The organism is Mycoplasmopsis caviae, assembly GCF_024498215.1.
GTDB classification, from domain to species: domain Bacteria; phylum Bacillota_I; class Bacilli_A; order Mycoplasmatales; family Metamycoplasmataceae; genus Mycoplasmopsis; species Mycoplasmopsis caviae.
On the sequence record NZ_CP101806.1, the window covers coordinates 359,963 to 385,826 of the forward strand.

The following is a 25,864-nucleotide window of genomic DNA, read 5'->3' on the forward strand; positions in this document are numbered from 1 at the left end:
ATGGTAGACTTGTTCTTTCTTTCAGTGAAAATAGAAGAAAAAGGATGAGAGCGACCGCAAAAGACTTATTGAAAAAGCTTTAAAAGGTGTTCAAAACAATGCTTCAAAAGCTCGCTCAGAATTAAGTAGAGGCGGTAGAAAGTATCTCGATTATAATGTTAAAGAAGTAACGATAAAGACAACAAAAATTGAAGATGATGCAAAATGAGATGGCTTTTATGGAATATTCACAAACGATATGGAAATGAAGACTGATAGAATTATTTCAACATATCGAAAACTTTGAAAGATTGAAGATTCGTTTAGAATGCTAAAAACATCATTTGAGGTTAGACCTGTTTATCTATCAAAAAGGAAGACAATTGAAGGACATTTTCTTATTTGTTATTTAGCCCTTGTACTCCAAAGATTTCTAGAATTCACTATTGACTCAATAGTTGAAGATGATCACAAATTTACTACTGAAAAAATACTCAACAGTATTAGAGAAGTTGAACTAATAACCTTTAAAGATTATGAGAATGATACAGAGTATTTTATGAGAACTGATGAACCAATTGAATACCTTGAATTAATTGAAAAATTAAATATTGAAAGACTTCCACTGATGGGAAAAGTCGATGAAATTGAGGGTATTATAACACATGGCTAAAATTGTAAAAATGACCAATACACCTATAAATAAGGCGTATTAGTCATTTTTAATACTCCTTTTTTAATTGATTCGTCAAACTTGGGAAAAAGCAAGAACAAAGCCAAATTAGTGATTTTTTTCATATTTTTGAAATTTTGAGTTCTCTTTTAATAAAATTATGCTAATATAAATAAGCATTAAAAATGCATTTAATTTTATACTTGGTTAAGATGAAAATTTTAGCTAGGTTAAAACATATATGTAGGAGAAATATATGATTACTAAGGAACAAAAAGCTAAATTAGTTGCTAAATATGGTGCAAATAAAAAAGATACAGGAAACACATTTGTTCAAATAGCTATCTTGACAGCTGAAATTGAAGATTTGAAAAAACACTTTTCAGCAAATCCAAAAGACAACCACTCACGTCGTGGTTTTATGGCTAAGATTTCAAGACGCCGTGTTTTACTACAACATCTAAAAGCAAATGATTTAGAAACATACAACAAGGTTTTAGTTGAATTAAACTTAAGAAAATAATAGTAATTTTCATCAAAATAATTAGTGTAGCATTTGCTACATTTTTTTGTTATTTTTATAAAAGTCAATTGTGTTTTATACAATTTCGAATAAGCACAAAACAAGTGAGCTTAAATCGAATTAAAATAGGTTATATTTTCCAAATAAGTTGCCACAAGTTTAATTTTAGTAAAATTTATGTATATAAATTTTTGGGAGATTTAATGAAAAACCTAATAAAATTGAATTTTAAAACAGCATATAGAAACAAAGGTGTGTTGATAATGAATTTTGGTTTCTTACCAATAATGCTTTTATTTGGAACGATTTTAATATTGTTTTCAAACAGAGGCGCAATTGGCGATTTATTATCATTAAGAACACTTGCAACTTTTTATTTATATAGTTCTCCAATGTTTATTCTTATGGCTTCAGCGGTTACAAGTGTTTATGTATTTAAAATGCCTCAAACAGAAGGTTTAACATATGTACTTTATTCAAAACCGATATCAAGAAGTCAAATATTTTGATCAGCTTTTATTAGTTCTATTTTAATAAACTTAATCAATAATATTATTGTTGCTTTATTTTTAACTATTAGCGAGTCAATTTTTGTATCTGTTATATATTGAAAAAGTGCAACCATTAGTTTTATTTTTAAAATTTTACTTTTACACATAGTGTATATACTATCAGCTTTTTTGCTATGTACCTTGTCAACATCATTTATTTCGCTGATCTTTTCTAAAATTTCAGCAAAAGGTCTTTATGGAATTACAATGTCTATTTTTGGACTTGCTCCATTAGTATTTGGTGTTTCAAGACTATTTTCTTCATATGTTGAATACTCAAAAATTAGTCCAGTCAGCAAATTAAATAATATTAAGAGAGAAAATTTAGAACCTGATATACAAACTTCATTTATTAAAGAGGATTATGCTTTATCAAACAAAAAATTATCAAACAATAATTTAAAAATTCAAGGAATATCAAATATTTTGAATATTAACTCATGAATTGTTAATCTTTATGATGACATCGTCCTAATGAATGAAAAACAAACTGGCATAGATGCTATGCTAGGTAAAAGTAAAATATATAATTATTACTTTTACAAAAAGATTTGAAAACTGTTCTTGATGGTTTTAATTATCTTACAAAAGATAATAAAAAAATTTATATTATAAATACCAACATAGACTTCTACTGCTGAAAATGGTAGACAAATTATAAGTAAATGATCACTAAACAAAGCAGTAACTGAAATGTCTTATAAAAGAAATTTTATTAAATGAGGCGATAAATATTATGATCGTATAAAATACCCATATTCTTTGATAAACATTTGAAATGAGCACCCAAATGTTTTTGACCAACAATTATTTGATCAAATAAACTTAAAGATTCAAGAATTTAGATCAGAGTTTAATCAAAAAATATCTGATAGGAAAGCTGAACTTGAGAATGTCAGAAACACATTTGATGCATATGACAATATTATCAAAGAAATGAACAAAAAAATATATAACTCTATCTTTCCACTAATTGCTAATCAATTTAAATTTTATCTTAGTGCTGGTGATAAAAGTGATGAAGAACAAAAATTTAATAATTTTATAGAACAAAATAAAACATATGAACGAAGAGATATATTAGGACAAAAACTTGATATCATAGATTTTGATTTTCAAGATATTACAAAAGGTATTTTTCTTGCTACATTAATAGACAATAATATGTTTGAAATCACCAAAGCCTTTTCATTATTTACATATGATTTATATAATAAAACTAAAGTAGCACTAAAGGATTTTTCTTATGCAGACCCAGAAAATTCTAAACTATTTGGAGCACTGTTTGTCAATTCTGAACACATAGATGAAAATAAGATAGATGTTCATGCTTATAAAGTCCATATGGTAAGCATATTTCCAGCATATTTACAATTTTTAATCATTATAACACTAGCCGGAATTTTATCAACTTGAGGTTGAGCAATTTATAGAAAAGCAAATCTTATAAAATAGGAGAAATCATGAGTGAAAACGCAATTGAATTTAAAAATACTTCAATGAATTTTAAAAGTTTTAAAGCTCTTAAGAATGTCTCATTTAGTGTCAAAAAAGGTCAATTCCATGGTTTTATAGGGGCAAATGGTGCTGGAAAGACAACAAGTTTTAGATCACTGCTTAATTTTTATCCAGAAGTCAAAGGAGAAATTCTAATTGATGGAATTAGTTACAAAGATAAAAAGAGTAGAGAAAAATTAGGTTATGTACCTGAATTAGCAACATTTCCTAAGAATTTAAATATATTTGAATATTTAGTTGCATTAGCTGAATTTAATAATTTTAAAAAAGAGGAAGCAAAAAAAAGAGTTAAAGAATTACTTGAGGAATTAGGTGTTGAGAAATCACTATGAAAAAAACTTGGTAAAAACTTATCTTCTGGTCAACAAAAAAAGGTAATTCTTGTTCAAACTCTTATTCATAATCCAGACATCTTAATCCTTGATGAGCCAGCAGCAAATCTTGATCCAAAAGTTAGAATTGAACTTTATACAAGTTTAGGTAAATTACACAAGCAAGGCAAGACAATATTTGTTTCATCTCATATTTTAAGCGAATTAGAACAATATATAGATAGTTTAACAGTATTAGATAAAGGCAAAGTTTTATACTCAGGTGGGCTTGATATTTTGGAAAGTTCTGATTTTAAGATATTTATTAAAACAGATAAAATTAAAGAAGCAACCGACATTTTAGAAAAAGAAAAAATAATTAATAGTTTAGATGATGTTAAAACAAAAAGAAATGGTGTTGCTATCAATTTACCTTTTGAAAAAATTTCATTAGTTATAAATACTTTAATTAATAATAAAATAGAATTTGAAAGTGTGGGAAAAAACACTGAAACATTAAATGAAAAATTTTTCAATGTGAAGAAAAGCGAATAATTTACCAAAATAACTATAAAACTGTTGTTTTGGTAAAGGTAAAATATTTTCAATCATAATTTTATTTATTTTTAAAAAGTGCAAATTGTGGTAATATAATAAAGCAAATTTGATTTATTATATAATTTAACTAATAATATATGTAAATTTAGATATTTAAGTCAACAATTTTTTGAAATTTTAATAAGGAGATTAACATGAAACAATTTACAGCAACAATTATCGATCCTATTGGTCTTCATGCACGTCCAGCAAGTGTTGTTTCAACAATTGCTTCAAAATTTAAGAGTGATGTACAAATCACATTAGATAAAAATGGTAAAGTTGGAAATCTAAAATCAATAATGAATGTTATGTCATTAGGTGTTAAAAAAGGCGACACAATTACTATTAAAATTAATGGTGCAGATGAAGAAGAAGCATACAACTCAATTTTTGATGCTTTCAAATCAAACGAAATTATTTAATTTTATATTAAACCGCGCCACGCGGTTTTTTATGTAGAAGGAAGAATTTTTATGAATTTTGCTAAATACTTTTTCAAAAAAATTCTACTTACACTATTAGGAGTATTAGTTACAATAACTATTAGTTATTTTGTAATAGTTATATTTATTAACAATCAAAACGGTCAACCTATAATTAAAAATTACTTTAAATTCTTAATTTCAATATTTAATGGATTCGGTAAACCACTATTAGCAAATAACAGTGGTTTTAAATCATCATTATCACTGTTTTTTCACTATTATAAATTTAGCTTACTTTTTGTAGGCATTTCTTTTGTATTCAGCTTTTTTATAGGTGTTTTAGTTGGAATATGACTTGGTTATAAGAATAATAAATTTAGCGATTTAGCTATATCATTCATTGTATTTATTTTAGCAGCAGTACCCACTTTTATTTTCGCTCCAATAATGCTGATTATTTCAGAGATTAATGATTTACCGGTTAATTTTGTTGAACCTTCAGCATTTGGCTTTGGCTTTACACTGCTTTCTTTAATGATTCCCATTTCCCTTCTCTCATTAGGGATAATTGCTTTCTTTACCACTATAACAAAAAGCAATCTTGTTCAAATATTAAAAAAGGATTATGTCATTACACTAAAAGCAAATGGACTTAATAGTTGAAAAATTTTCCAAAAAGCAGTTATTAAAAACCTATTTATTTCAATAATCAACCAAATAGTACCTATTCTTGTTTTAGCAATTAGTTTTAGTTTAATAATTGAATTAATTTTTCAAATTCCAGGGCAAAGCATTATTCTAATAAGTATGTTTGAACAAGGTGAAATAAATGTTATTATGGCACTTGTCTTCTTTAAAACTTTGCTTTTATTTATCTTAGCTTTCATCTGTGAATTAATTTACGATATTTTACAAGTTGAAAATGGATACAACTTCTACTTTAATCTAAATATTAAGGATAGAATTGCTAAGATTAAATTTAGAAAGGGGGTGCATTGTGTCAAATAAACATGAACACCACCATTCGCATAAAAAAGAAGGACAAAGCCATTTAGAATTTGAAAGTAGTCTTTTTGTTAAAGCACACCACAAGCATTTTTTAGTTAATGTAACTAACAACAAGAGTGAATTCAAACAATACTTAGGACGCTTCTTTCGAAAAAAAATAAACATTTTTTTAGTTTCATTAATTGCAATATTACTAGTGTTTTTAACTCTAAGTGCTATCATTAGTCCATATTCACCGAAAAAAAGTATCATTGATTCTCATTTAGCTTACAATTTGCCAAACTATATTGGTGCAAGTATTACTAAAAAGTTTTCAAGTGATGATAATTTCTATCAACTTATTTTAAATATGCAGAAAAACAATCCTCATTTGCGAATTGTTGTTAATGAAACACCAAGTTTTGATTTGGTAAATTTAACATACAATCCATATCAACTTATCTATGCAATTGAAGGAAAAAAATACATTTTACTTTTTGGTACAAATTCAAGTGGTATTGATCGTTTTAGTTTCTTTATTCACTCATTTGGAACAAGTATATTAATTACATTTATTGCAACATTATTTCAACTTATTATAGGAACATTTTTAGGCTCAATAATTGCATATTATTCAAATAGAAGCAGTGCTAAATTTAGTTACTATTTAATTGGAACAATTAACATAATTCCTTTTTTAATAATTGTTTTCTTATTTTTTAAAATAACTTCATATAACTTTTTTAATGCTCTTTTAATATTAAGTACAATTGGTTCATTAAGTTTCTTTTATTCAAGTTATTCAATTGGACTCGAAATTAAAAATAAAGAATTTATTTTGGCATATAAGTCAAGCGGCGTAAGCAATTGAAGAATTATTTATCGTATTATATTTTGTCACTGTTTATGAAGAAATATAGCTCTTGTTTCAGATTCGCTTTCGCTTAATATGTTAGCTTTAGCTTCATTAGCATTCTTTAATATTTATAAGATAGATCAAAGTTTAAATATTGGAAATGTTTTTAAAGATCTTATTGATAATTTAAGAAACATTCAATATACAATATTTGTATCAACAATTACAAGTTTATATGTAATTTTAGTTAAATTTTTAGGCATTAATTTATTTATTGCAAGTGTACCAAAATTAGATAAGTAAGGATATTATGAGAAAAAAAATTAAAAATATAGCAAGTGCATTTTTAATTTCTACAACACTATTTAGTAGTGTTGTATCTATTTCATGCAATAATATTCGTCAGGTTAATTCAAAAGACAATTACATTAAAAAATTCAACAAACCTAACACTTATAAAGATAATTTTATACTTAGTAAAGTTAAAAGAATTGATAACGATTATGAAAGTTTGCTCACAGCACCGCTTATACGTTGAAAAAATGTTGGTAAGAGCAAGTATGATTATTTAAACAAGCATTTTTATAAAACAAGTGCAAGATTTTTAGAATTTTATTTAGCCAAATCAATCACGCTAACTTTAAATGATGAGAGCAAAAAAACTTTTGATGATGATAATGTTAGTGATAAGGTTAATAGTAATCTTTCTTCAACTACAAAAAATGATCAACTAGGTGCACAAAATGGTGTAGTACAAATTTATTCACAAGAGAATAACAATATAAATTCAACTGTATTCTTTGAAGCACTAAAAAAAGCAACAAAAGTTGAATTTGAACTCAAAGATAATATTTATTATTCAGACTATCAAGGCAAAAAAACAAAATATAAATTAGAAGCTCAGGATTTTGAAACAAGTTTTAATTTAGAACAAAACAATGCTCATTTCAAAGATCTTTTAGATAATTATTCACTCAAAGATTTTAGTTTTTCTGATAATAAATTAACTTTTGAATTAAATGATGAAACCAAATTAAAAGATAAGACTAAAAATATTGAGTTGTTCTTAACACAAGAAATAACTAATAATTTAATCTTTAATCCCACACCAACAGAACACTATAATTTAAATAAAAATAATTATGGCAAAAATTACCAAAACATCTGTTTTATAGGTTATTACATCTTAAATAAAAACAGTGTTGATGAGCAAATTTTTATTAAAAATAACAATTCTGCACTTGATGTTTTTAATGAAAACACAAAGAAGAATATTCTTAACAAAATAACACTAAAATACAATCCAATTCCAAGTGATGAAGCAACTTTTAGATTACAAAGTTATAATGCATTTAAACAGAATCTTCTTTCTGAATCTAATTACGATTTATTTAACAAAGTTCAAAAAGATGAAATTGACAATTATTCTAATCTCTTTGGTATAACTTTTACATTATTTAAACCAAGCAGTGACAATACAATAAAATATTTTTATAATTTAAATCCAAATGCTTCAAATATCAAAGAACTTAAATTCAATGAAGCATTTAGTAAACTATTTTACAACCAGAAGTTAGGTGAATTATTGGACAAAAACAATGCAAATAGAACATTTTATGCACCACATCAAATTGTTTTTAGAAATATATTGAATAATTCAATTAATCAACATTCATTTATTTTAAATTTTAGTCATAATACATATTGGAATTCATTTTCATCTCAAAGTATGATATATGATAGCAAAGATAAAAATTCATTATCCGGAGATCAAAATGTAAACTATTTAGATGATATAAATCGAATTTATGACTATGATTATGATGAAAGTAATAAAGAATTTAGAAATGGAATTATAGATTTTAAAGGCAAAAATGGTTTAATAAATAAATCAATAAGCAAAAATAAAATTTTAAATATTAATGAACAACTTAAGAGTTCAAATTATGATAAATACAAAGAAAAAATGAGCCAAATATTAGATGAATTTTATAATAAAAATCCAGAATATAAAAATCAAAATATTAAATTTACTCTACCAATTTTTAGCGATAAAAGTACAAAAATTGAATCAATTTATGAAAGAATTGTTAAGTTATACAATGGACTAGACAGCAGGTTACAAATTGATTATGAATATGCTTCAAGAGATAGTTATGCTTATTTTTCATCATTTCAAGACTTTTTTTCAATAGATAATTCTTTTAGTAATTATTTATTTAACTTAATTAGTTTAAAAAATAATTCACTTTTAACAAATTTTGCAATGTTTTCAAATGAAAAAATAGACTCAATTAATTATTCAACATATATTAAAAAATAATTTCATACATTGAAGATATTATAAATAAAACTGATTATTTTAAAAATTATCAAACATCAAGTTATTTGGATCTTGATACATTATTGAAGCAAACAAATTTGAAACCAAATGAGTTTAAAGCAGAATTAAAAGCAAAAATTCAAAAATTAAATTTTGATATGCAATTTAAACTACTAAAATCATTAGATGCATTTTTAGGTATTCGTGTTAGTGAAAACAACTTTTTATTTACAAATGAATACAAAAAATCAATTGTTCAATACTTTTATTCTAAACCACTAAATTTAGATGGTATTACATATTTTCAAGATATAAGTTTTAACTAATAGAACTATAAAACAGCCTTTTTAGTTAAAAACGAAGTGTTACTTAAAAGACACTTCCGACTTTCGGAGTTATAAATTAAAAAAATTACCAATATGCCTATAAAATAGACATATCGGTAAAATTTTGCAATAAATTTTAATAACACTTTTTAGACTTTTAAATTATTAATTATGTTTAATATTCTTGTATATAGTTCATCTTGACTTTGACACTTTGGCCATTAAAACACATTGAAAATAAGGCTCATATACATAGTATATGAATTTTTTATTTTTTCTTGTAATTCTAGTAAAACATAGTATAATATAATTATGTTTGTTAAAGTTATTAGAGTTAGAAATAAAGAATATGTTAATATTGTGAAAAGTTATTGAGATAAAGAAAGCAAATCTTGTAAACATAAGGTTGTCCAAAATTTGGGATTATTATCCAAATTAGAAGAAAACGATCCTAATTTTTTAGAAAACCTGAGAAATGAATTTAAAAAGTATTCAAAAGATAAGGAAGAAAAGAAGTACTTTTAGGCAGAATGCTTGGGACATTTAAAGATGTTTTATCTGACGATAGCATTGACGGTGAATATGATATTAGAGATGAAAACAAGATACACAATAAATATCAGAATGAATTAGAAGTTTTAAATTATGGCAATTTAATACTAAACAATGTTTACCGAAAGTTAGACCTAGATAAATATTTTGAGAAATCAAAGAATATGAAGAGAATCAAATACGATTTGAACAATATTGTCCAAAATTTAGTCGCAATGAGATTTTTAAAACCTTGTTCAAAAAGTAAAACATTTAATATTTTTGATGAGTATACAATAAAGAATGATGACACCCTTAAATCAATCTACAGAAGCCTTGAAATTTTGTGTGATGAAAGGCTAGATATCATTGAACATATCAACAAAAAATTAGCCAAACTATTTGATAGAAACCTAAAAGAAACATTTTACGATGTTACAACTGTTTACTTTGAAAGTATAGAAAAAAACGATTTGTTAGATTACGGGTTTTCTAAGGATGCAAAAATTAATAATGTACAGGTTGTTCTTGGGATGATGATTGATGCTTATGGAATTCCAATTGCCTACAAATTGTTTGCCGGAAATACAAGTGATTTTAAAACTTTTGTCCCTTTTATAAAGGAAGTTAAGGAAAAATTAGGTATTGAAAATATTACTGTTATTGCAGACAGAGGATTAAACTCTGGTCCTAATCTTTTAGAACTTAAAAAAGATGGTTTTGAGTTCATAATGTCTCACAAAATTAAAGGAAATAAGAACCTTGTTCCTGGCATTATAGACCTTGCTACATATGAGCAAGCGGTGATGGTTTTTATGTAAAAAAGCACCATTAACTAAAAAATTAAGGATGAATTAGGACTTGATAATTCATTAGATGGAAATTTAATTTTAAGTTTTTCAGAAAAAGAAGAAAAAAGATCAAAGTGATAGAGAAAGACTGATTAAAAAAGCCAAAAGTTGTGTTGAAAAAAATGGCTCAAAAGCCATGAGTGAATTAAAAAAAGGCGGCAAAAAATATGTCAACTATTCTGTTGGAGAAATTTCATTAAATGAAGAAAAAATTATAGATGATGCAAGATGAGATGGATTTTACGGAATATATACAAGCAACAAAAATTTAAGCATTGAAACAGTAATAAGAACATATTCAAATTTATGAAAAATTGAAGAATCATTTAGGATTTTAAAAACAACTTTTGAAACTAGACCAGTTTATTTGTCAAAAGAAAAAACAATTGAAGGACATTTTATGATTTGTTATTTAGCATTAGTTATTGAAAGATTCATAGAATTTTCATTAAGTTCATTGGCTAATAACAGTTTAACAACCGACAGAATTGTTGATGCATTGAGAAAGGTAAAAATAGTACTTATTGAGAGTTTAGACAAGAAAGAAAAATACTTTTTAAGAGTTAGAGAACCAGAAGATTACACAAATTTAAGAGAATCATTAGGTTATCAAATAATTCCTAAATGGGGAAAAGTCGATGAATTAGGCCCTGTTTTACTAGAATCTAAATAATAGACTTTCCATAAAAGCCTATTTTATAGGCTTTTTAAAAAATTAATTTCTAAAGTGTCAAAGTCAGAAAAAATTACCAATATGCCTATAAAATAGACATATCGGTAAAATTTTGCAATAAATTTTAATAACACTTTTTAGACTTTTAAATTATTAATTATGTTTAATATTCTTGTATATAGTTCATCTGTTGATGCCTCTATTTTCTCCCTACATAAGATTGTTTCATTTGCATACTTAATACATTCTTTTGCGTTATTTAAACATTCGATGATTTTTTGACATGACGCAGTCTCAATTAGTCCATACTGATTAATGTTTTCTTGGTAAAGAAGTTTCTTAATAAATGTAGCAATAAATAGTGCTATATAAGACAACACAAAGTGTCCTCTAATGTGATTATCAGTGTAAACATAAATAGGTCTTACTTTTAGAGTACTTTTTAGAATTCTAAAATTATCTTCAATTAAATATTGTTGTCTGTATGTTTCCACAATATTGTCTATTGGCATATCAATTAATGTTGTTTCATAAACATACAAACCATCATATTTCTCATCTTCCAAAATTTTTTCATAATCAAGTTTGTAAATGTGTTCAACTTTATTATCTCTAATTTTATCTGCAATAATTTTTGTTCATTATTTGCATTATCTTCAATAGCGACCTTTTCGAAATATCTGTATTTTTTATATTTGTTATTTAATTCATCTTCTGTTACAAAGTCTCGACCCTTTGCTTGTTTCTTGAAATTGTCAATTAATTTTTCTCTATCTTTTCTATCTTTTTTGCTCTTTTTCACTATAAGTAATTACTCTTTTTCTTCATTTTTATTTCCGTTTTTGTCTAAATTATCAGATTGAAATTTGTATTCCTTATATCAAATCCCGTCATAAGTTTTTGTCATATCTTCCTTATTTATAGCAAAATCCTTAAATTCATTTGTTGATGATTTTAGTCTATATGACATAATAAAATTGATGTTATGGCTTTCAAGAAAAGACAAATTTTCTTTTGTTGACATACCCCTGTCTGCAACTATTGTTACATTAGATAAATCTTTAACTCTAGACAGGTCATTTATATATGGTTTAAGTGTTTTTGAATTAATAGTATTGCCTGGAAAAAGGTTATAACTAAAAGGTACACCATAACTATCTGTTGCCATCGAAAACACCACTTGATCTTCATTTACCTTGTTTTCTTTTGAATATCCATTCATTCTTAATCCATCTTTTTCGAAAGTTTCAAAGTATACTGTTGTTGAATCGTAGAACATTAGTTTTTCATTTCTTGTAATGAATTTACGACAATTTTTATTTAGTGTTTTAATGATTGAATCTTTATTAGTACAAAGTACATCTAATAGACTATAAAAGGTATCAATTTTAGTGGTTACATCATTTGTATATTCATCCTTGTTTTCAAATGAGTGCTTTATACTATAATTATCTCTTAACATTTTTGAGGCAACTTGATAGTTAAAAACAGCCTCTAAATTTTTGTGTTTAGAACCTGAAATAGCATCAAAAACTTCTAACTTTTTAGCAATGTGTAAATAACTTCTGAGCCTGTGTTTTGCTCAGTATTTTTAATATTTTTTAACTTATTTAGGAGAAAGGTTTTAATGTCATTTTTATCTTTGAATGTATTCTCTAAAAGTGCTCTTTTAAATATTTCTTTGTAGTCTTTTCTAATTTTTGAGAGTTCATTTACATTGCCAAGGCTTACTATCCTATCAGCACCTTTGTTATATCCTTTAGGTCTTATAACATAGCAATATTTTTGTTTTCCATTAGAACAATCAGTTATAACCAAATCTTTTTCATAATAATATTATATCATAAATGCTATTAAATGATATTAAAAAATAAAAAATTTTTAAAAAAGTGCAAAAACACTTAAAAATTTGTATTTTTCACACTTTTTAGTAAAAATAGTACTTTTTAATGGTCCAACTCCGGAACTCAGGTAATTAGTTTAAAAAATAATTCACTTTTAACAAATTTTGCAATGTTTTCAAATGAAAAAATAGACTCAATTAATTATTCAACATATATTAAAAAATAATTTCATACATTGAAGATATTATAAATAAAACTGATTATTTTAAAAATTATCAAACATCAAGTTATTTGGATCTTGATACATTATTGAAGCAAACAAATTTGAAACCAAATGAGTTTAAAGCAGAATTAAAAGCAAAAATTCAAAAATTAAATTTTGATATGCAATTTAAACTACTAAAATCATTAGATGCATTTTTAGGTATTCGTGTTAGTGAAAACAACTTTTTATTTACAAATGAATACAAAAAATCAATTGTTCAATACTTTTATTCTAAACCACTAAATTTAGATGGTATTACATATTTTCAAGATATAAGTTTTAACTAATAGAACTATAAAACAGCCTTTTTAGTTAAAAACGAAGTGTTACTTAAAAGACACTTCGTTTTAATTTGATATGATTTTTTTAGACTTTTAGTGATGCAAAGCAATCACTTAATTTAGTAATTTTTGATATTCTTTTAATAATAATTAGAGAAACAAAAACACTAAAAAATAAAACAATAATATTTATTGTTGTCCTAGCGACTATTATATATTCAATATAACCTGACCTTAACATTATTAATATTAACTCGTTAAATATCAAAAGTATTAATGAATTTACTAAATTTAAGAGACTATTAAGTCTAAGAATTTTTTTAATTACATATAAATTTTGACTTCATGTTTTAATAAATAAGTACAAGATAAAAAATAACAAAATAAAGACAAACATCACACAATCAGATGCTAAATTTTCAATGTAAAAATTAGCTCTAATATTTAATATGTCGATAACATAATGAACAAGACCTAAAAAACACATAAGCATTATTGTTATATTAAGGCAAATTTGAACAATTAATGTTTCTTTAAGAAAAATTTTATCCTTCATAATAAATCCTATCCATTTCAGAAAGTATTAAGTATCTAATATCAAAACCATTATCACTTTTTGGGCTTGTTTTTAATAATCATCTTAAAAAGTTGTTTATTTGTTTCTGTTTACTTTCAGTAATCAAATTGTTTTTTGAGAATGAATTTGTTTCTAGTTTAGTACCAAATTTTTTAAACATTAAAATTAGTTCATCATCTTTTATGATATCTAAATTAGCATACTGAACGTACTTTTTGTTTGCTTGTTCTTTGTAAATAATAGTATCAATTGCTTTATATAATTTTTGAGCATCTTCATCAATTTTCAATTTTTTAAACATCTCTCTAACTACAAATAAAACTTGTAGAATTCTTTTATCATTAAAATATTCAAAATTATCCAAATATTTTTTAACCTTTTCGCATTGTATTTCATCTCTTATGTCGAATTTGCTCAATGCTACAAAGTTGTAGAAGAAACTATTTGAGATTATTGAATGTTTGAAAACATCAATTGCTTTCTTCATTGAAATCTTTTCATTTGCAAGTAAGAAAGCAATGTCATATTCAATATCACTTATCTTTTTTGATATCCCACTTGTCAAATTTTCTGATGTTAATAATCTAAATAATTGTTGAAGTTTTATGCCAAAAAGTCAATACTTATTAATTATCTTTTTACCATTTTTATATTTTCAATATTGTGGCAAGATTACTTTTGAATTCATAATCTCAATTTTATATTTTGACTTATAAATTAATCTTACTGCTGCAGAGTTTGTATGAAGTATCTCAATATCCGAAAGATCCTTAATTCAATCATTTGATATATTAGAAAAATCTGTGGACACAAAATCGATGTTATTATTTTTTCTTCAAAAATTTTTATATTTCATTACAAATGAAGCACTACCAAGGGGTATTAGACCTTTGTTTGAAAAAACCTTAATAATATTAACTTCATCTTCATCAAATGAATTCTTTGAATCAAGTTCATTAATTTTTTTAAATTTAAAAGTTATAAAACAATAAATTTTGTATCACTTTAATGCTTTGAAAATATTACTGTTTGAATATTGATGTATTTTAACTTTTGCAACAAGCCTAAAAATTAAATAATAAATTAGAAGTTTTAAGCAAGTTATAGGCATAAGAAAAAATATTCATTTTTTACTTAATTTAAGACCTCTGTAATTAGCAATATATATTACTTCAGCTAAAATATTAAGAAGAAATAAAAACGCAAAAAATGTTAATATGCTAACCAAAATTAATATTGAGAGCTTAATTATGGTTTTTCTATCAAAATTATTTTCTTTAACTATTTTATTTACTTTTTCTAATATGCTATTGTTCTTCATATTGCATTAACCCCGAATTTTATTAGTACTATTTACAATCAATTTAATAGTTTTTGTTTACAAAATTAATACTTGTAAATAAATTATAAAAAATTAAATTTTTCATTCTAAAATGTGGTTTATTTTAATGGTTTTATTTTATTTTGTCCACCCTGTTTTTATCTTTTATTTTGTCCATTTTTAGGTTTCAATTATTATTTTAAAAAGGAGAATTTAAATTATGGAAAATCTTGTAATTAAAACCAGATTTCAAGCAGTTGATACAGGTAAAACAACTGATTATGAAGATAAAAAAATTTTAGATTTAAAAAATTCAACAATATTGAAATAGACCAAATGCCGAAATATCAAAAATATTAGGAAAATTGGGTTGTAGAACATCAACAAAAACAATTAAAAGATATAGAAATCAAATATTGATTGCATCTACAAATAACCAAGATGCAATCAGTATATCACATGGTAATAAAAATAAACTTAGGGGTGTGAAAGTAAGTGATTCAGTTATTATTGATTTAACTAATAGATATTATGAATTAGTGGAACATATTGAGAAAATATCAAAAGGTGATCTTAGTGTAGCCTTGTTGCATTTTTACAATAATGAGAACTTACTAATGATGAAAAAAATTGTTGCCTTTCACTACCTTTTATAAAAGAATGCTTAGACTTGGTTATTGCAGTTCATATGCAACGAGAAAAGTAAAAAAATGAGTTAAGAGAAGAAGAATGTTTTTAGAAAACGGTCAAGATATTTCTAAAATCGAGGCACAGTTTATTAAAATTTATGAAAAAATTCTAAATAAAAATCCATTAAAAGGTGTTTACCAAAATAAAAGTTCTGACTATGATTTTGGGCAAATTATTGAAATTGATGCAACACCACTTCATCTTTTTGGAGAAAGTAAGAAGTACCATATTTATAATGCTTTGTTGATGCGGCAACAAAAAGTTTGTTAGCAATCTGAATTGACATTGAGGAAACAACAATTGGATATCAAAATCTTCTAACACAATTATTTAAAAGGTATGGCATTCCACAAGTAATAATAACGGATAGAAGAAGAACTTTTTGAGGTTCAGATAGTACAAGAACAAGTATGGAAGAAGCACTAAATGCAAGAGGAATTGAACTTATAACAAGCGAGCAATCCAAAGGCAAAACCAAATGTTGAAAGATCATTTTGAACATTGCAAAGATGAATAGGAACATTCTTTCATACAAACGGAATCAACTGTTTTGAAGACTTTTTGGGAAAAATTGAACTTTTAATTGATGAATACAACAAACAATTTAAAAAGGCCGAAGCAGTAAGTAAAAATCAAATGTTTTTAGAAAGCCAAATACTGAAATTTTTGAAGAAGAGATGAATCTTGTAATTAAAAGAAAAATAGTTAATCATACTGTGAGATATGACAACAAATATCTTGCTCCATTTGATAATAATGGCGCTAGGGTTTCTATGTTTGAAAGTGGAGAGGCAAAGCATGGTAACTCCTGAAAATAAATTATTCTTTGTTGAGGGAAAAGAAAATATGAAGCCAGAGTACCGAAAGGAAACGAATTGAGTGCAATCGATGTATATGCAATATCAAAAAATCTTGATCCACAACATCAAGGTGTAAGAGCTACAATTAAAACCATGCTTCATAATAGAACATGAACATCCAGTACATTTGAAAAACTTGAAAATATATTTAAGAATTCTGCAAACCCAAACAATAAAGACATTGAATTTATTAAAAAACTATTAAGTGAAAATCTTGAAAAGTTAAATGATATTACAAAAGAAATGAAGGAATTTATTGACGCTAATTACAAATCATTTAAGTAAGTTTTTCTTGTTTCTTCTTTTTTAAAAGAAGAAAGCCTGTCTAGCAAGATAAAAGAAGTTTTGCTTCTTAAGACCGACAGGTCTTAATAAGAACCAACGGCTCAATACTTATTAAATAAGTTATTTTTATTTCAATCAACAATTTATTTGTTGATTGAAGAATATTTAAAAGAAATTAACAAATGATGTCAATCCCCAAAAGTTATGAAAAAACTTTAGGATTGAAGACAAAATGAATTAATTAAAAGCAACTTCTTAATGATGTTGTATGTTTTAATATGCAAAATTTTAAAAAATGTAATTTAACATTTAAAAAATGCGGTAAACCTTAATGTTGTACACACAAAAACAAAAAAATAACACATTTTTTGCTGTTTTAGTTAAAAAAATAGCCAAACTTTTATGTGTTTTGGCTATAATTTTTACAACCTTAAAAATTGGACAAAATAGAAGAAAATTATCATTTTCATTCTAAAATGTGGTTTATTTAGTCATAAAAGATAACCAAAAAAACTTTTTTAACAAAAAAGCAATTAAACATTATGTAATTTTATTTTTTAACATATAATTAGAATACATTTATTAGCTAATAGAAATTTTATATCACAAGGAGGAATCGTGGCTATTGTTCCAAAACGTAAGACATCTAAACAACGTAAACATAAAAGACGTACCCATGATGCTTTACCTATTCAAAATCTTATTGCATGCAAAAACTGTTCTCAATTAATTCAACAACACCGTGTATGTGACTCTTGTGGATTTTATAAAGGTAAAAAAGTTGAAGGCTACAAAAGTTTAGATATGCGTAATGCTCAACAATAATTAAATGGGTTTCCCATTTTTTTATTATTAAGTTCTAATTTAATAATAATATAAAATATTATTAATAAATAGGAGATAAGGATGCCAGAGAAGATGTTAACATTGATTATTCAAATTGTTGCTCCAATAATAATCTTAGCCTGCACAGGTCTTTTAAGCATTTTTATTTTCCTTTATATAAGAAAACAAAAATTAAATAAATATATTTCATTTCTTGATCAAGCAACCAAAGATATTAAGAATGATTTAACTGGAAGAAATGCGACAATTTCTCGCTTTGCCACTTTATCTCAATCTCAAGAAAGATATAAGTCATCTTTAAGTGAACTAAAAAGTCTTGACAAAAGCTTAAATACAATAATTAAAGATTTAAACGAAAAATTTTACAATCTAAGAAAGGCAGCTAAATCATACAAGTTAAAAGTTGCTCATAAAATTTATCATCAAATTTTGCCCAAATATCAAGAATGTATTTCGCTTAATAAAGAATTTGAAGAAAAGACCAAAAACTTAAATAAGCACTGAAATGTTATTGAAATAGTAACAAATGAGTCATTTAGTATTTTACGTAAAGTCGGCGATTATTTAGATAAGAATAAATTTCGACTAAAGAAAAGTTATAAAAATCTTGAAAATGAACTTACTCAACTTCGCGAAACAACTATTGAGTGAGAAAATAATAAATTAACTCACAAAATTGATAGCATCTCAAATGCTCTTAATCAACACGAAAAAAGAATTAACATTTTTGCTCGCAAAGTTGATCACTTTGTCAATATAGAGTGAAGTCTTTTTGACCACTTACCTAAAATTCTAAACAAATTAAAATCTGAAACAAGAGAGCAAAGTGCAATTAATGATTTAATTAGTGAGCATCAAGTTTTAACAAATGAGTGGCTTGAGTTACCTTATCAAGATATACAAGAAAGAATTAAGAAAATTTATACAGAATACTATATTCTTAATAAAAAATCAACCATTAACAAAGAATTTCAAGACTTTATTAACAAAGAGTTAGCAAAAATCGGTAATATGATTACTAAACTCGATCAAAAATTAAGTTATGTTTCAATCGAACTTGATGACTATGACCAAAATTTTGTAGCAAAAATTTCATCTGAATTAATGCAATTGAAAGATCAATATGACTCAATTGTAACTAGTAAAGAGAAAAGTAGCGAAGTAAGTTTAATGGAAGTGCAAAATTTAATTGAAGGCATTATGCAACTTGTTAAAAATTGTAATAATAAAATTGAATTTTTTAACTATGATTCTTATCAAAAAAAATACAATGAATATTATTTGAAGATGCTTGAAACATGAAGCCTTAAAATTCAATTTGTTCAAAGTAGCGTTCTTGAACAAAGTTCAGAATTAGAAAGTGATATTAAACATTTAATTTCAAATTTAACTAATGTTAAAAGAGATTTTAGTCAAAGTGGTAAATTGAATTTTGAATCTAAAAATTGACTTAGTTTTTATAAAATTTTCAACAAACTCCTTAAAATGACTTTTAGGGCTTATTTATACAAGAAAATGACAGAGGAACTATTGTCAAAAAGTATGCATTTTAGAATAAATAATTCTGATTTTAACGAACTCTTAATCTCTGTTAACAAGCATATGAGAGCCAAAAGGTTCGATGAAGCTTTCTCACTTTTAGCAACCTGCATGAAAAAGGAAAAGAAATATGTTAAGTAAAATATTGATAAGATATGGCGAATTAACACTAAAAGGTAAAAATAGAATTAATTTTGTTGATACACTAGCGTCAAATATTCGTAAGAAAACCAAGGATAAATTAGAGGTTGAATTTGACCGTATGTTCTTGCCTTATAGTCATGAAAATATGAACTTCTTGCAATACATTTTTGGCATCACTTCATATTCGCCTGTAATTATTTGTGCAAATGATATAGATGAAATCAAGAATGCTTCACTAAGTTTGATTGAAGGCAAAAGTGGTAGTTTTAAGGTTTCTGCTCGCCGAAATAACAAAAGTTTTGCTTATCAATCAGGTCAAATTAACAATATTGTAGGTGCTTACTTATTGGAAAAGAACAAAAATTTAAAAGTTGATGTGAATAATCCACAAACTACAATTCATATAGAAGTAAGGGGCAAACATACTTATATTTTTGTGGATATCATTCAAGCACTTGGTGGTCTTCCGGTCGGAGTTAGTGGTCGAGTATTACACCTAATGAGTGGTGGAATTGATAGTCCAGTTGCTGCCTTTAAACTTATGAAAAGAGGTCTTAAAGTCGACTTTCTTTCATTTATTACACCTCCTCAAACTGATGAAAAAACAATTGAAAAAATAAAGGCTCTTGTTAGTGTTCTTAATCAATATCAGAATACAAGTACAATTTATTTGGCTAACTATTCAAAATTGATGAATTATATAGCCTTAGTTTCAAATCAAGCTTATAAAATCACACTAATGAGAAGAAGTTTCTATCGAATTGCTCGCATAATTGCTAAAAGCAAAAAAATTCTTGCTCTCTCAAATGGTGAAAACCTGGGTCAGGTTGCTTCTCAAACACTAGAATCAATAAGCACAATAACAGATGGTGTTAATATCCCAATTTTTCGCCCATTATTGAGTAATGATAAAATTGAAACTATCAATATAGCTAAAGTAATTAAAACATATGAACTTTCTATTATTAAAGCAAGTGAAACCTGTGAACTTTTTGCACCAAAAGAACCTGTAACAAAACCAACAATTAATGAAGTAAATAAATTAGAAGAAGAATTAAGCATGCTTAAGGATTTAGAAGCTGAGTGTATAGATAAAGAAATAGAAATAATTAAAATTAAATAATATGTGTGCACGGCACATATTTTTTTAATTAATGTTTTTAGAATAATGAGAATGTTTTTTCAATTTAGCAAAAAAATAAAAAAATATTTTGAAATTAATTGCTTATGTGTTATCATATTAAAGCATTTGTAAATTAATGCACTAAAATTGTTCTTTGAAAACTAGATATATAAACATGACAGTCAATTTTTTCGAGAGTTTGATCCCGGCTCAGGATGAACGCTGGCTGTGTGCCTAATACATGCATGTCGAGCTGAAGCGTAGCAATACCTTAGCGGCGAATGGGTGAGTAACACGTGCTCAACGTACCGCTTCAGTTTGGCATAGCGACTGGAAACAGTCGATAATTCCAAATACTCGTAATTTTCGCATGAAGATTACGTAAAAGAAGCGTTTGCTTCGCTGGAAGGATCGGGGTGCGTAACATTAGGCTAGTTGGTGAGGTAACGGCCCACCAAGGCGATGATGTTTAGCGGGGTTGAGAGACTGAACCGCCACACTGGGACTGAGATACGGCCCAGACTCCTACGGGAGGCGACAGTAGGGAATATTCCACAATGGGCGAAAGCCTGATGGAGCGACACAGCGTGAAGGATGAAGGTCCTATGGATTGTAAACTTCTGTGGTGAGGGAAGAAAAGACAGAATAGGAAATGATTTTGTTTTGACGGTACTGTATTAGAAAGCAACGGCTAACTATGTGCCAGCAGTACGCGGTAATACATAGGTTGCAAGCGTTATCCGGAATTATTGGGCGTAAAGCGTCTATAGGTTGTTTGTTAAGTCTGGCGTTAAATTTTGGGGCTCAACCCCAAAACGCGTTGGATACTGGCAGACTAGAGTTGTGTAGAGGTTAGCGGAATTCCTTGTGAAGCGGTGAAATGCGTAGATATAAGGAAGAACACCAATATGGCGAAGGCGGTAACTGGACATATACTGACACTGAGAGACGAAAGCGTGGGAGCAAACAGGATTAGATACCCTGGTAGTCCACGCCCTAAACGATGATCATTAGTCGATGGGGAACTCATCGGCGCAGCTAACGCATTAAATGATCCGCCTGAGTAGTACGTTCGCAAGAATAAAACTTAAAGGAATTGACGGGGATCCGCACAAGCGGTGGAGCATGTGGTTTAATTTGAAGATACGCGTAGAACCTTACCCACTCTTGACATCTTCTGCAAAGCTATGGAGACATAGTGGAGGTTAACAGAATGACAGATGGTGCATGGTTGTCGTCGACTCGTGTCGTGAGATGTTCGGTTAAGTCCTGCAACGAGCGCAACCCTTATCCTTAGTTACTACCATTTAGTTGAGGACTCTAAGGAGACTGCCCGAGTAATCGGGAGGAAGGTGGGGATGACGTCAAATCATCATGCCTCTTACGAGTGGGGCAACACACGTGCTACAATGGCCGGTACAAAGAGAAGCGAAGTGGTGACATGGAGCAAACCTCAAAAACCGGTCTCAGTTCGGATTGTAGTCTGCAACTCGACTACATGAAGTCGGAATCGCTAGTAATCGTAGATCAGGCTACGCTACGGTGAATACGTTCTCGGGTCTTGTACACACCGCCCGTCAAACCATGGGAGCCTGGTAATGCCCGAAGTCGGTTTATAAACAAACTGCCTAAGGCAGGACTGGTGACTGGGGTTAAGTCGTAACAAGGTATCCCTACGAGAACGTGGGGATGGATCACCTCCTTTCTACGGAGTACAAAAATACTTTTATAGTATTATTAACCTTATTTCACTAGACCTTTTTATATATTTTTGTTATGTGGCTTTTTTGGGTCTAAAGACTTTATATCTAGTTTTGAGAGAATAATATTTTTCTCTCTAATGTTCTTTGAAAACTGAATAGTAAATTTTTGATATTTACAACGACATCAAAATTAAATTAAATGGTTAATTTGTTTTGATTTCATCGAGAAAAAATCATATTATTATGATTCATTGAAATGTCTTAAAATACACATCATAACAAACTATAACAATAGGAAAATACTTTTAAATAAGGAAGAGTTTGTGGTGGATGCCTTGGGTCTGAAAGTCGATGAAGGACGTGATTACCTGCGATAAGCCTCGTGGAGTCGGAAATATGCTATGAAACGGGGATTTCCGAATGGGGAAACCTAATTAGGGTAATGCCTAGTTGCCATGTTTTGAATACATAGAAACTTGAGCGAGACACCTTGTGAACTGAAACATCTTAGTAGCAAGAGGAAGAGAAAATAAACAATGATTTCTTTAGTAGCGGCGAGCGAACGAGAAAGAGCCCAAACCCAGTAATGGGGGTTGTAGGACGATCTACATGAAGTTACAAAACTTAATGATAGCAGAAGCTTTTGGGAAGAAGCGGCATAGAGGGTGATACCCCCGTATGTGAAATTATTAAGTCTTCTGGTCGTATCCTGAGTAGGGCGGGGCACGTGGAACCCTGTCTGAATCTGCCGGGACCACCCGGTAAGGCTAAATACTAATCAGACACCGATAGTGAACTAGTACCGTGAGGGAAAGGTGAAAAGAACCCCGAGAGGGAGTGAAATAGATTCTGAAACCACTTACTTACAATTAGTCAGAGCCCGTTTATGGGTGATGGCGTACATCTTGCAGTATGGACCGGCGAGTTATGACAGCATGCGAGGTTAAGCGGAAAAAAGCGGGTAGTAGAGAAATCGAGTCTTAATAGGGCGAATTAGTATGTTGTTATATACCCGAAACCATGTGATCTATTCATGAGCAGGCTGAAACTTGGCTAACCCCAAGCGGAGGGCCGAACCGTAGTACGCTGAAAAGTGCCCGGATGACTTGTGAATAGCGGAGAAATTCCAATCGAACTTGGAGATAGTTGGTTCTCCTCGAAATAAACTTAGGGCTAGCGTGTAGTGTTAAGTAATGGTGGTAGAGCACTGAATATGGAATGGCGTGACGCTATTGTACTGACTATAATCAAACTCCGAATACCATTATGTATTACTATGCAGTCGAACCGAGGTGCTAACGTCCCGGCTCGCGAGGGCAACAACCCAGATCGCCGGCTAAGGTCCCAAAATCGTGTTAAGTGAGAAAGGTTGTGAGGTTTCATAAACAACTAGGAAGTTGGCTCAGAAGCGACCATCTTTTAAAGAGTGCGTAATAACTCACTAGTCAAGAGACCTTGCGCCAACAATTTAACGGGACTAAAACACGATACCGAAGCCGCGGGTACATCTGTACGTTAGAGGAGCGTTCCTAGGGCAATGAAGTCAGACCGTGAGGACTGGTGGAGCACTAGGAAGTGAGAATGCCGGTATGAGTAACGATTCGTAGTGAGAATCTACGACGCCTATTGGGAAGGTTTCCGGGCAAGGTTCGTCCACCCAGGGTTAGTCAGGACCTAAGACGAGGCTGAAAAGCGTAGCCGATGGACAACAGGTTAATATTCCTGTACTTTCTATAATAGTGATGGAGTGACGGAGAAGGATAATTTTACCACTTACTGGATTGTGGGGTAAGCGTTGACTGGTGACTATAGGCAAATCCGCAGTCTATAACCGGAAGGCGTTATGCACAGGGCAACTAAACTAAACAATTCCATGCTTCCAAGAAAAGCTTCTAAACTTAATATTATGGAAACCTGTACCGAGAACGGACACACGTCCCCTAGATGAGTATTCTAAGGCGAGCGAGAAAACTAGTGTTAAGGAACTCTGCAAAATGACCCCGTAAGTTCGCAAGAAGGGGCGCCTAAGGTAACACTTAGGCCACAGTAAATTATGAGGGGCAACTGTTTATCAAAAACACAGCTCTCTGCTAAACCGCAAGGTGATGTATAGGGGGTGAAGCCTGCCCAGTGCCCGAAGGTTAAGTGGATGCGTTAGCTCTACGCGAAGCGTTGAAATGAAGCCCGGGTGAACGGCGGCCGTAACTATAACGGTCCTAAGGTAGCGAAATTCCTTGTCGGCTAAATACTGACCTGCACGAAAGGCACAATGATCTCTCAACTGTCTCAACACTAGACTCGGTGAAATTATGGTCCCAGTGAAAACGCTGGGTACCCGCATCAAGACGAAAAGACCCCATGGAGCTTTACTACAGTTTCGTATTGGAACTTGGTCTAACATGTGTAGGATAGGTGGGAGACTTTGAAGCGAGGACGCTAGTCCTTGTGGAGTCATCCTTGAAATACCACCCTTGGTATATTGAGTTTCTAACATGCCGCCCTTTACTGGCGGGTGGACAGTGCGTGACGGGTAGTTTGACTGGGGCGGTCGCCTCCTAAAGAGTAACGGAGGCGTTCAAAGGTACACTCAGTACGGTCAGAAACCGTATGTAGAGCGCAAAGGTAGAAGTGTGCTTGACTGCGAGACTTACAAGTCGAGCAGGTGCGAAAGCAGGACTTAGTGATCCGGCTGTACATTGTGGAATGGCAGTCGCTCAACGGATAAAAGTTACCCTGGGGATAACAGGCTTATCTTGCCCAAGAGATCACATCGACGGCAAGGTTTGGCACCTCGATGTCGGCTCATCGCATCCTGGAGCTGGAGTCGGTTCCAAGGGTTGGGCTGTTCGCCCATTAAAGCGGTACGCGAGCTGGGTTCAAAACGTCGTGAGACAGTTTGGTCCCTATCTGATGTGGGCGTTGGAATATTGATGAGAGCCGCTCTTAGTACGAGAGGACCGGAGTGGACGTACCACTGGTGTTCCAGTTGTTCCGCCAGGAGCATAGCTGGGTAGCTAAGTACGGAAAGGATAACCGCTGAAAGCATCTAAGTGGGAAGCCTCCTCAGAGATAAGTATTCCCTTGAGATTCCTTATAGACTATGAGGTTGATAGGTTGGAGGTGTAAGCGTAGTAATACGTTGAGCTGACCAATACTAATAAATCGATTGATTTAAAAGTAGAAGTGTATATTTAAGACATTTCAATGAATTATTATTACTATTCAGTTTTCAAAGAATATGTGTCACGAAGTGGCATTT

At 29.1% G+C, this 25,864-nt stretch carries 28 protein-coding genes, 2 rRNA genes and 1 pseudogene; 25 read left to right on the top strand and 6 right to left on the bottom strand.

Annotated elements, in window-relative coordinates; all coding sequences use genetic code 4:
• Positions 1-238: 238 nt before the first annotated feature.
• The 13 genes and pseudogenes from NPA07_RS01695 to NPA07_RS01755 form a co-directional block, all read left to right on the top strand.
• On the top strand, positions 239-652 hold the full coding sequence (locus NPA07_RS01695) for a transposase (RefSeq protein ID WP_256553217.1): 414 nt from the start codon (positions 239-241) through the stop codon (positions 650-652).
• 256 nt (positions 653-908) lie between these two features.
• Positions 909-1,175 (top strand): 30S ribosomal protein S15, encoded by a 267-nt coding sequence (rpsO, locus tag NPA07_RS01700; protein ID WP_126117941.1) that lies wholly within the window; start codon positions 909-911, stop codon positions 1,173-1,175.
• Between the two features lie 203 nt (positions 1,176-1,378).
• Positions 1,379-2,341 (top strand): hypothetical protein, encoded by a 963-nt coding sequence (locus NPA07_RS01705; protein ID WP_256553261.1) that lies wholly within the window; start codon positions 1,379-1,381, stop codon positions 2,339-2,341.
• Positions 2,342-2,488: 147 nt separating this feature from the next.
• Positions 2,489-3,181 (top strand): hypothetical protein, encoded by a 693-nt coding sequence (locus tag NPA07_RS01710; protein ID WP_256553262.1) that lies wholly within the window; start codon positions 2,489-2,491, stop codon positions 3,179-3,181.
• Between the two features lie 8 nt (positions 3,182-3,189).
• Positions 3,190-4,110, top strand: a complete 921-nt coding sequence (locus tag NPA07_RS01715; protein ID WP_126117939.1) for an ABC transporter ATP-binding protein — start codon at positions 3,190-3,192, stop codon at positions 4,108-4,110.
• Between the two features lie 197 nt (positions 4,111-4,307).
• Positions 4,308-4,577, top strand: a complete 270-nt coding sequence (locus NPA07_RS01720) for an HPr family phosphocarrier protein (protein ID WP_126117938.1) — start codon at positions 4,308-4,310, stop codon at positions 4,575-4,577.
• 51 nt (positions 4,578-4,628) lie between these two features.
• A complete protein-coding gene (locus tag NPA07_RS01725) occupies positions 4,629-5,588 on the top strand; it encodes an ABC transporter permease subunit (RefSeq protein WP_126117937.1) in 960 nt (319 codons plus the stop codon).
• The gene (locus NPA07_RS01730; RefSeq protein ID WP_126117936.1) at positions 5,578-6,726 is read left to right on the top strand and encodes an ABC transporter permease subunit; all 1,149 of its coding nucleotides are present in this window, start codon (positions 5,578-5,580) and stop codon (positions 6,724-6,726) included. The genes NPA07_RS01725 and NPA07_RS01730 overlap by 11 nt, the downstream gene beginning before the upstream one ends.
• Before the next feature lie 7 nt (positions 6,727-6,733).
• Positions 6,734-8,746, top strand: coding sequence for an OppA family ABC transporter substrate-binding lipoprotein (locus NPA07_RS01735; protein WP_256553263.1), 2,013 nt, complete (start codon positions 6,734-6,736; stop codon positions 8,744-8,746).
• Positions 8,747-8,811: 65 nt separating this feature from the next.
• Positions 8,812-9,072, top strand: a complete 261-nt coding sequence (locus tag NPA07_RS01740) for a hypothetical protein (RefSeq protein ID WP_256553264.1) — start codon at positions 8,812-8,814, stop codon at positions 9,070-9,072.
• 312 nt (positions 9,073-9,384) lie between these two features.
• Complete coding sequence (locus NPA07_RS01745; protein WP_256553208.1) at positions 9,385-9,597, top strand: hypothetical protein; 213 nt, start codon at positions 9,385-9,387, stop codon at positions 9,595-9,597.
• A gap of 5 nt (positions 9,598-9,602) precedes the next feature.
• Positions 9,603-10,424 (top strand): IS1634 family transposase, encoded by an 822-nt coding sequence (locus tag NPA07_RS01750; protein ID WP_256553265.1) that lies wholly within the window; start codon positions 9,603-9,605, stop codon positions 10,422-10,424.
• Between the two features lie 94 nt (positions 10,425-10,518).
• A pseudogene (locus tag NPA07_RS01755) lies at positions 10,519-11,127 on the top strand (IS1634 family transposase); the annotation flags it as partial.
• Positions 11,128-11,264: 137 nt separating this feature from the next.
• Here NPA07_RS01755 and NPA07_RS01760 read toward each other — a convergent pair.
• Genes NPA07_RS01760 through NPA07_RS01775 form a run of 4 tightly spaced genes read right to left on the bottom strand, consistent with a single transcriptional unit; the run spans position 11,265 to position 12,945 of the window.
• Positions 11,265-11,693 carry an IS1634 family transposase gene (locus tag NPA07_RS01760; RefSeq protein ID WP_256553266.1) on the bottom strand — a complete coding sequence of 143 codons (429 nt, stop codon included), beginning with the start codon at positions 11,691-11,693 and terminating at the stop codon, positions 11,265-11,267.
• Complete coding sequence (locus tag NPA07_RS01765) at positions 11,645-11,929, bottom strand: hypothetical protein (protein ID WP_256553267.1); 285 nt, start codon at positions 11,927-11,929, stop codon at positions 11,645-11,647. Before NPA07_RS01765 ends, NPA07_RS01760 begins: the two co-directional genes overlap by 49 nt.
• A gap of 9 nt (positions 11,930-11,938) precedes the next feature.
• Positions 11,939-12,685: an IS1634 family transposase gene (locus tag NPA07_RS01770; RefSeq protein WP_318032795.1), complete on the bottom strand. Its 747-nt coding sequence runs from the start codon at positions 12,683-12,685 to the stop codon at positions 11,939-11,941.
• Positions 12,664-12,945, bottom strand: coding sequence for a hypothetical protein (locus tag NPA07_RS01775; RefSeq protein WP_256553268.1), 282 nt, complete (start codon positions 12,943-12,945; stop codon positions 12,664-12,666). Before NPA07_RS01775 ends, NPA07_RS01770 begins: the two co-directional genes overlap by 22 nt.
• 317 nt (positions 12,946-13,262) lie before the next feature.
• On the opposite strand from NPA07_RS01775, the gene NPA07_RS01780 reads away from it, so the two are divergent.
• Positions 13,263-13,523, top strand: coding sequence for a hypothetical protein (locus NPA07_RS01780; protein ID WP_256553264.1), 261 nt, complete (start codon positions 13,263-13,265; stop codon positions 13,521-13,523).
• A 79-nt stretch (positions 13,524-13,602) separates the two neighbouring features.
• Here NPA07_RS01780 and NPA07_RS01785 read toward each other — a convergent pair whose 3' ends face one another.
• A complete protein-coding gene (locus tag NPA07_RS01785; protein ID WP_126117931.1) occupies positions 13,603-14,073 on the bottom strand; it encodes a hypothetical protein in 471 nt (156 codons plus the stop codon).
• Complete coding sequence (locus NPA07_RS01790; RefSeq protein WP_126117930.1) at positions 14,063-15,415, bottom strand: MAG4530 family protein; 1,353 nt, start codon at positions 15,413-15,415, stop codon at positions 14,063-14,065. Before NPA07_RS01790 ends, NPA07_RS01785 begins: the two co-directional genes overlap by 11 nt.
• 365 nt (positions 15,416-15,780) lie before the next feature.
• Here NPA07_RS01790 and NPA07_RS01795 point away from each other — a divergent pair, with 365 nt between their 5' ends.
• From NPA07_RS01795 to NPA07_RS01845, 11 genes are all read left to right on the top strand, one after another.
• Complete coding sequence (locus NPA07_RS01795; RefSeq protein WP_256553269.1) at positions 15,781-16,071, top strand: hypothetical protein; 291 nt, start codon at positions 15,781-15,783, stop codon at positions 16,069-16,071.
• A 4-nt stretch (positions 16,072-16,075) separates the two neighbouring features.
• Entirely contained in the window at positions 16,076-16,375 is a 300-nt protein-coding gene (locus NPA07_RS01800) for a hypothetical protein (protein ID WP_256553270.1), read from the top strand.
• Entirely contained in the window at positions 16,369-16,713 is a 345-nt protein-coding gene (locus tag NPA07_RS01805; protein WP_256553271.1) for a hypothetical protein, read from the top strand. Before NPA07_RS01800 ends, NPA07_RS01805 begins: the two co-directional genes overlap by 7 nt.
• Positions 16,714-16,782: 69 nt before the next feature.
• Positions 16,783-16,923 carry a hypothetical protein gene (locus NPA07_RS01810; RefSeq protein ID WP_256553272.1) on the top strand — a complete coding sequence of 47 codons (141 nt, stop codon included), beginning with the start codon at positions 16,783-16,785 and terminating at the stop codon, positions 16,921-16,923.
• Positions 16,904-17,041: a hypothetical protein gene (locus tag NPA07_RS01815; RefSeq protein ID WP_256553071.1), complete on the top strand. Its 138-nt coding sequence runs from the start codon at positions 16,904-16,906 to the stop codon at positions 17,039-17,041. Before NPA07_RS01810 ends, NPA07_RS01815 begins: the two co-directional genes overlap by 20 nt.
• Positions 16,981-17,250 (top strand): hypothetical protein, encoded by a 270-nt coding sequence (locus tag NPA07_RS01820; protein ID WP_256553166.1) that lies wholly within the window; start codon positions 16,981-16,983, stop codon positions 17,248-17,250. Before NPA07_RS01815 ends, NPA07_RS01820 begins: the two co-directional genes overlap by 61 nt.
• A gap of 618 nt (positions 17,251-17,868) precedes the next feature.
• On the top strand, positions 17,869-18,075 hold the full coding sequence (gene rpmF, locus NPA07_RS01825) for a 50S ribosomal protein L32 (RefSeq protein WP_126117929.1): 207 nt from the start codon (positions 17,869-17,871) through the stop codon (positions 18,073-18,075).
• 81 nt (positions 18,076-18,156) lie between these two features.
• Complete coding sequence (locus NPA07_RS01830) at positions 18,157-19,776, top strand: hypothetical protein (RefSeq protein ID WP_235659524.1); 1,620 nt, start codon at positions 18,157-18,159, stop codon at positions 19,774-19,776.
• Positions 19,766-20,902 (top strand): tRNA uracil 4-sulfurtransferase ThiI, encoded by a 1,137-nt coding sequence (thiI, locus tag NPA07_RS01835; protein ID WP_126117928.1) that lies wholly within the window; start codon positions 19,766-19,768, stop codon positions 20,900-20,902. The genes NPA07_RS01830 and thiI overlap by 11 nt, the downstream gene beginning before the upstream one ends.
• Positions 20,903-21,089: 187 nt before the next feature.
• A 16S ribosomal RNA gene (locus NPA07_RS01840) occupies positions 21,090-22,607 on the top strand.
• A 301-nt stretch (positions 22,608-22,908) separates the two neighbouring features.
• A 23S ribosomal RNA gene (locus NPA07_RS01845) occupies positions 22,909-25,784 on the top strand.
• Together the 16S and 23S rRNA genes form the textbook arrangement of a ribosomal RNA operon.
• The last annotated feature ends 80 nt before the right edge of the window (positions 25,785-25,864 follow it).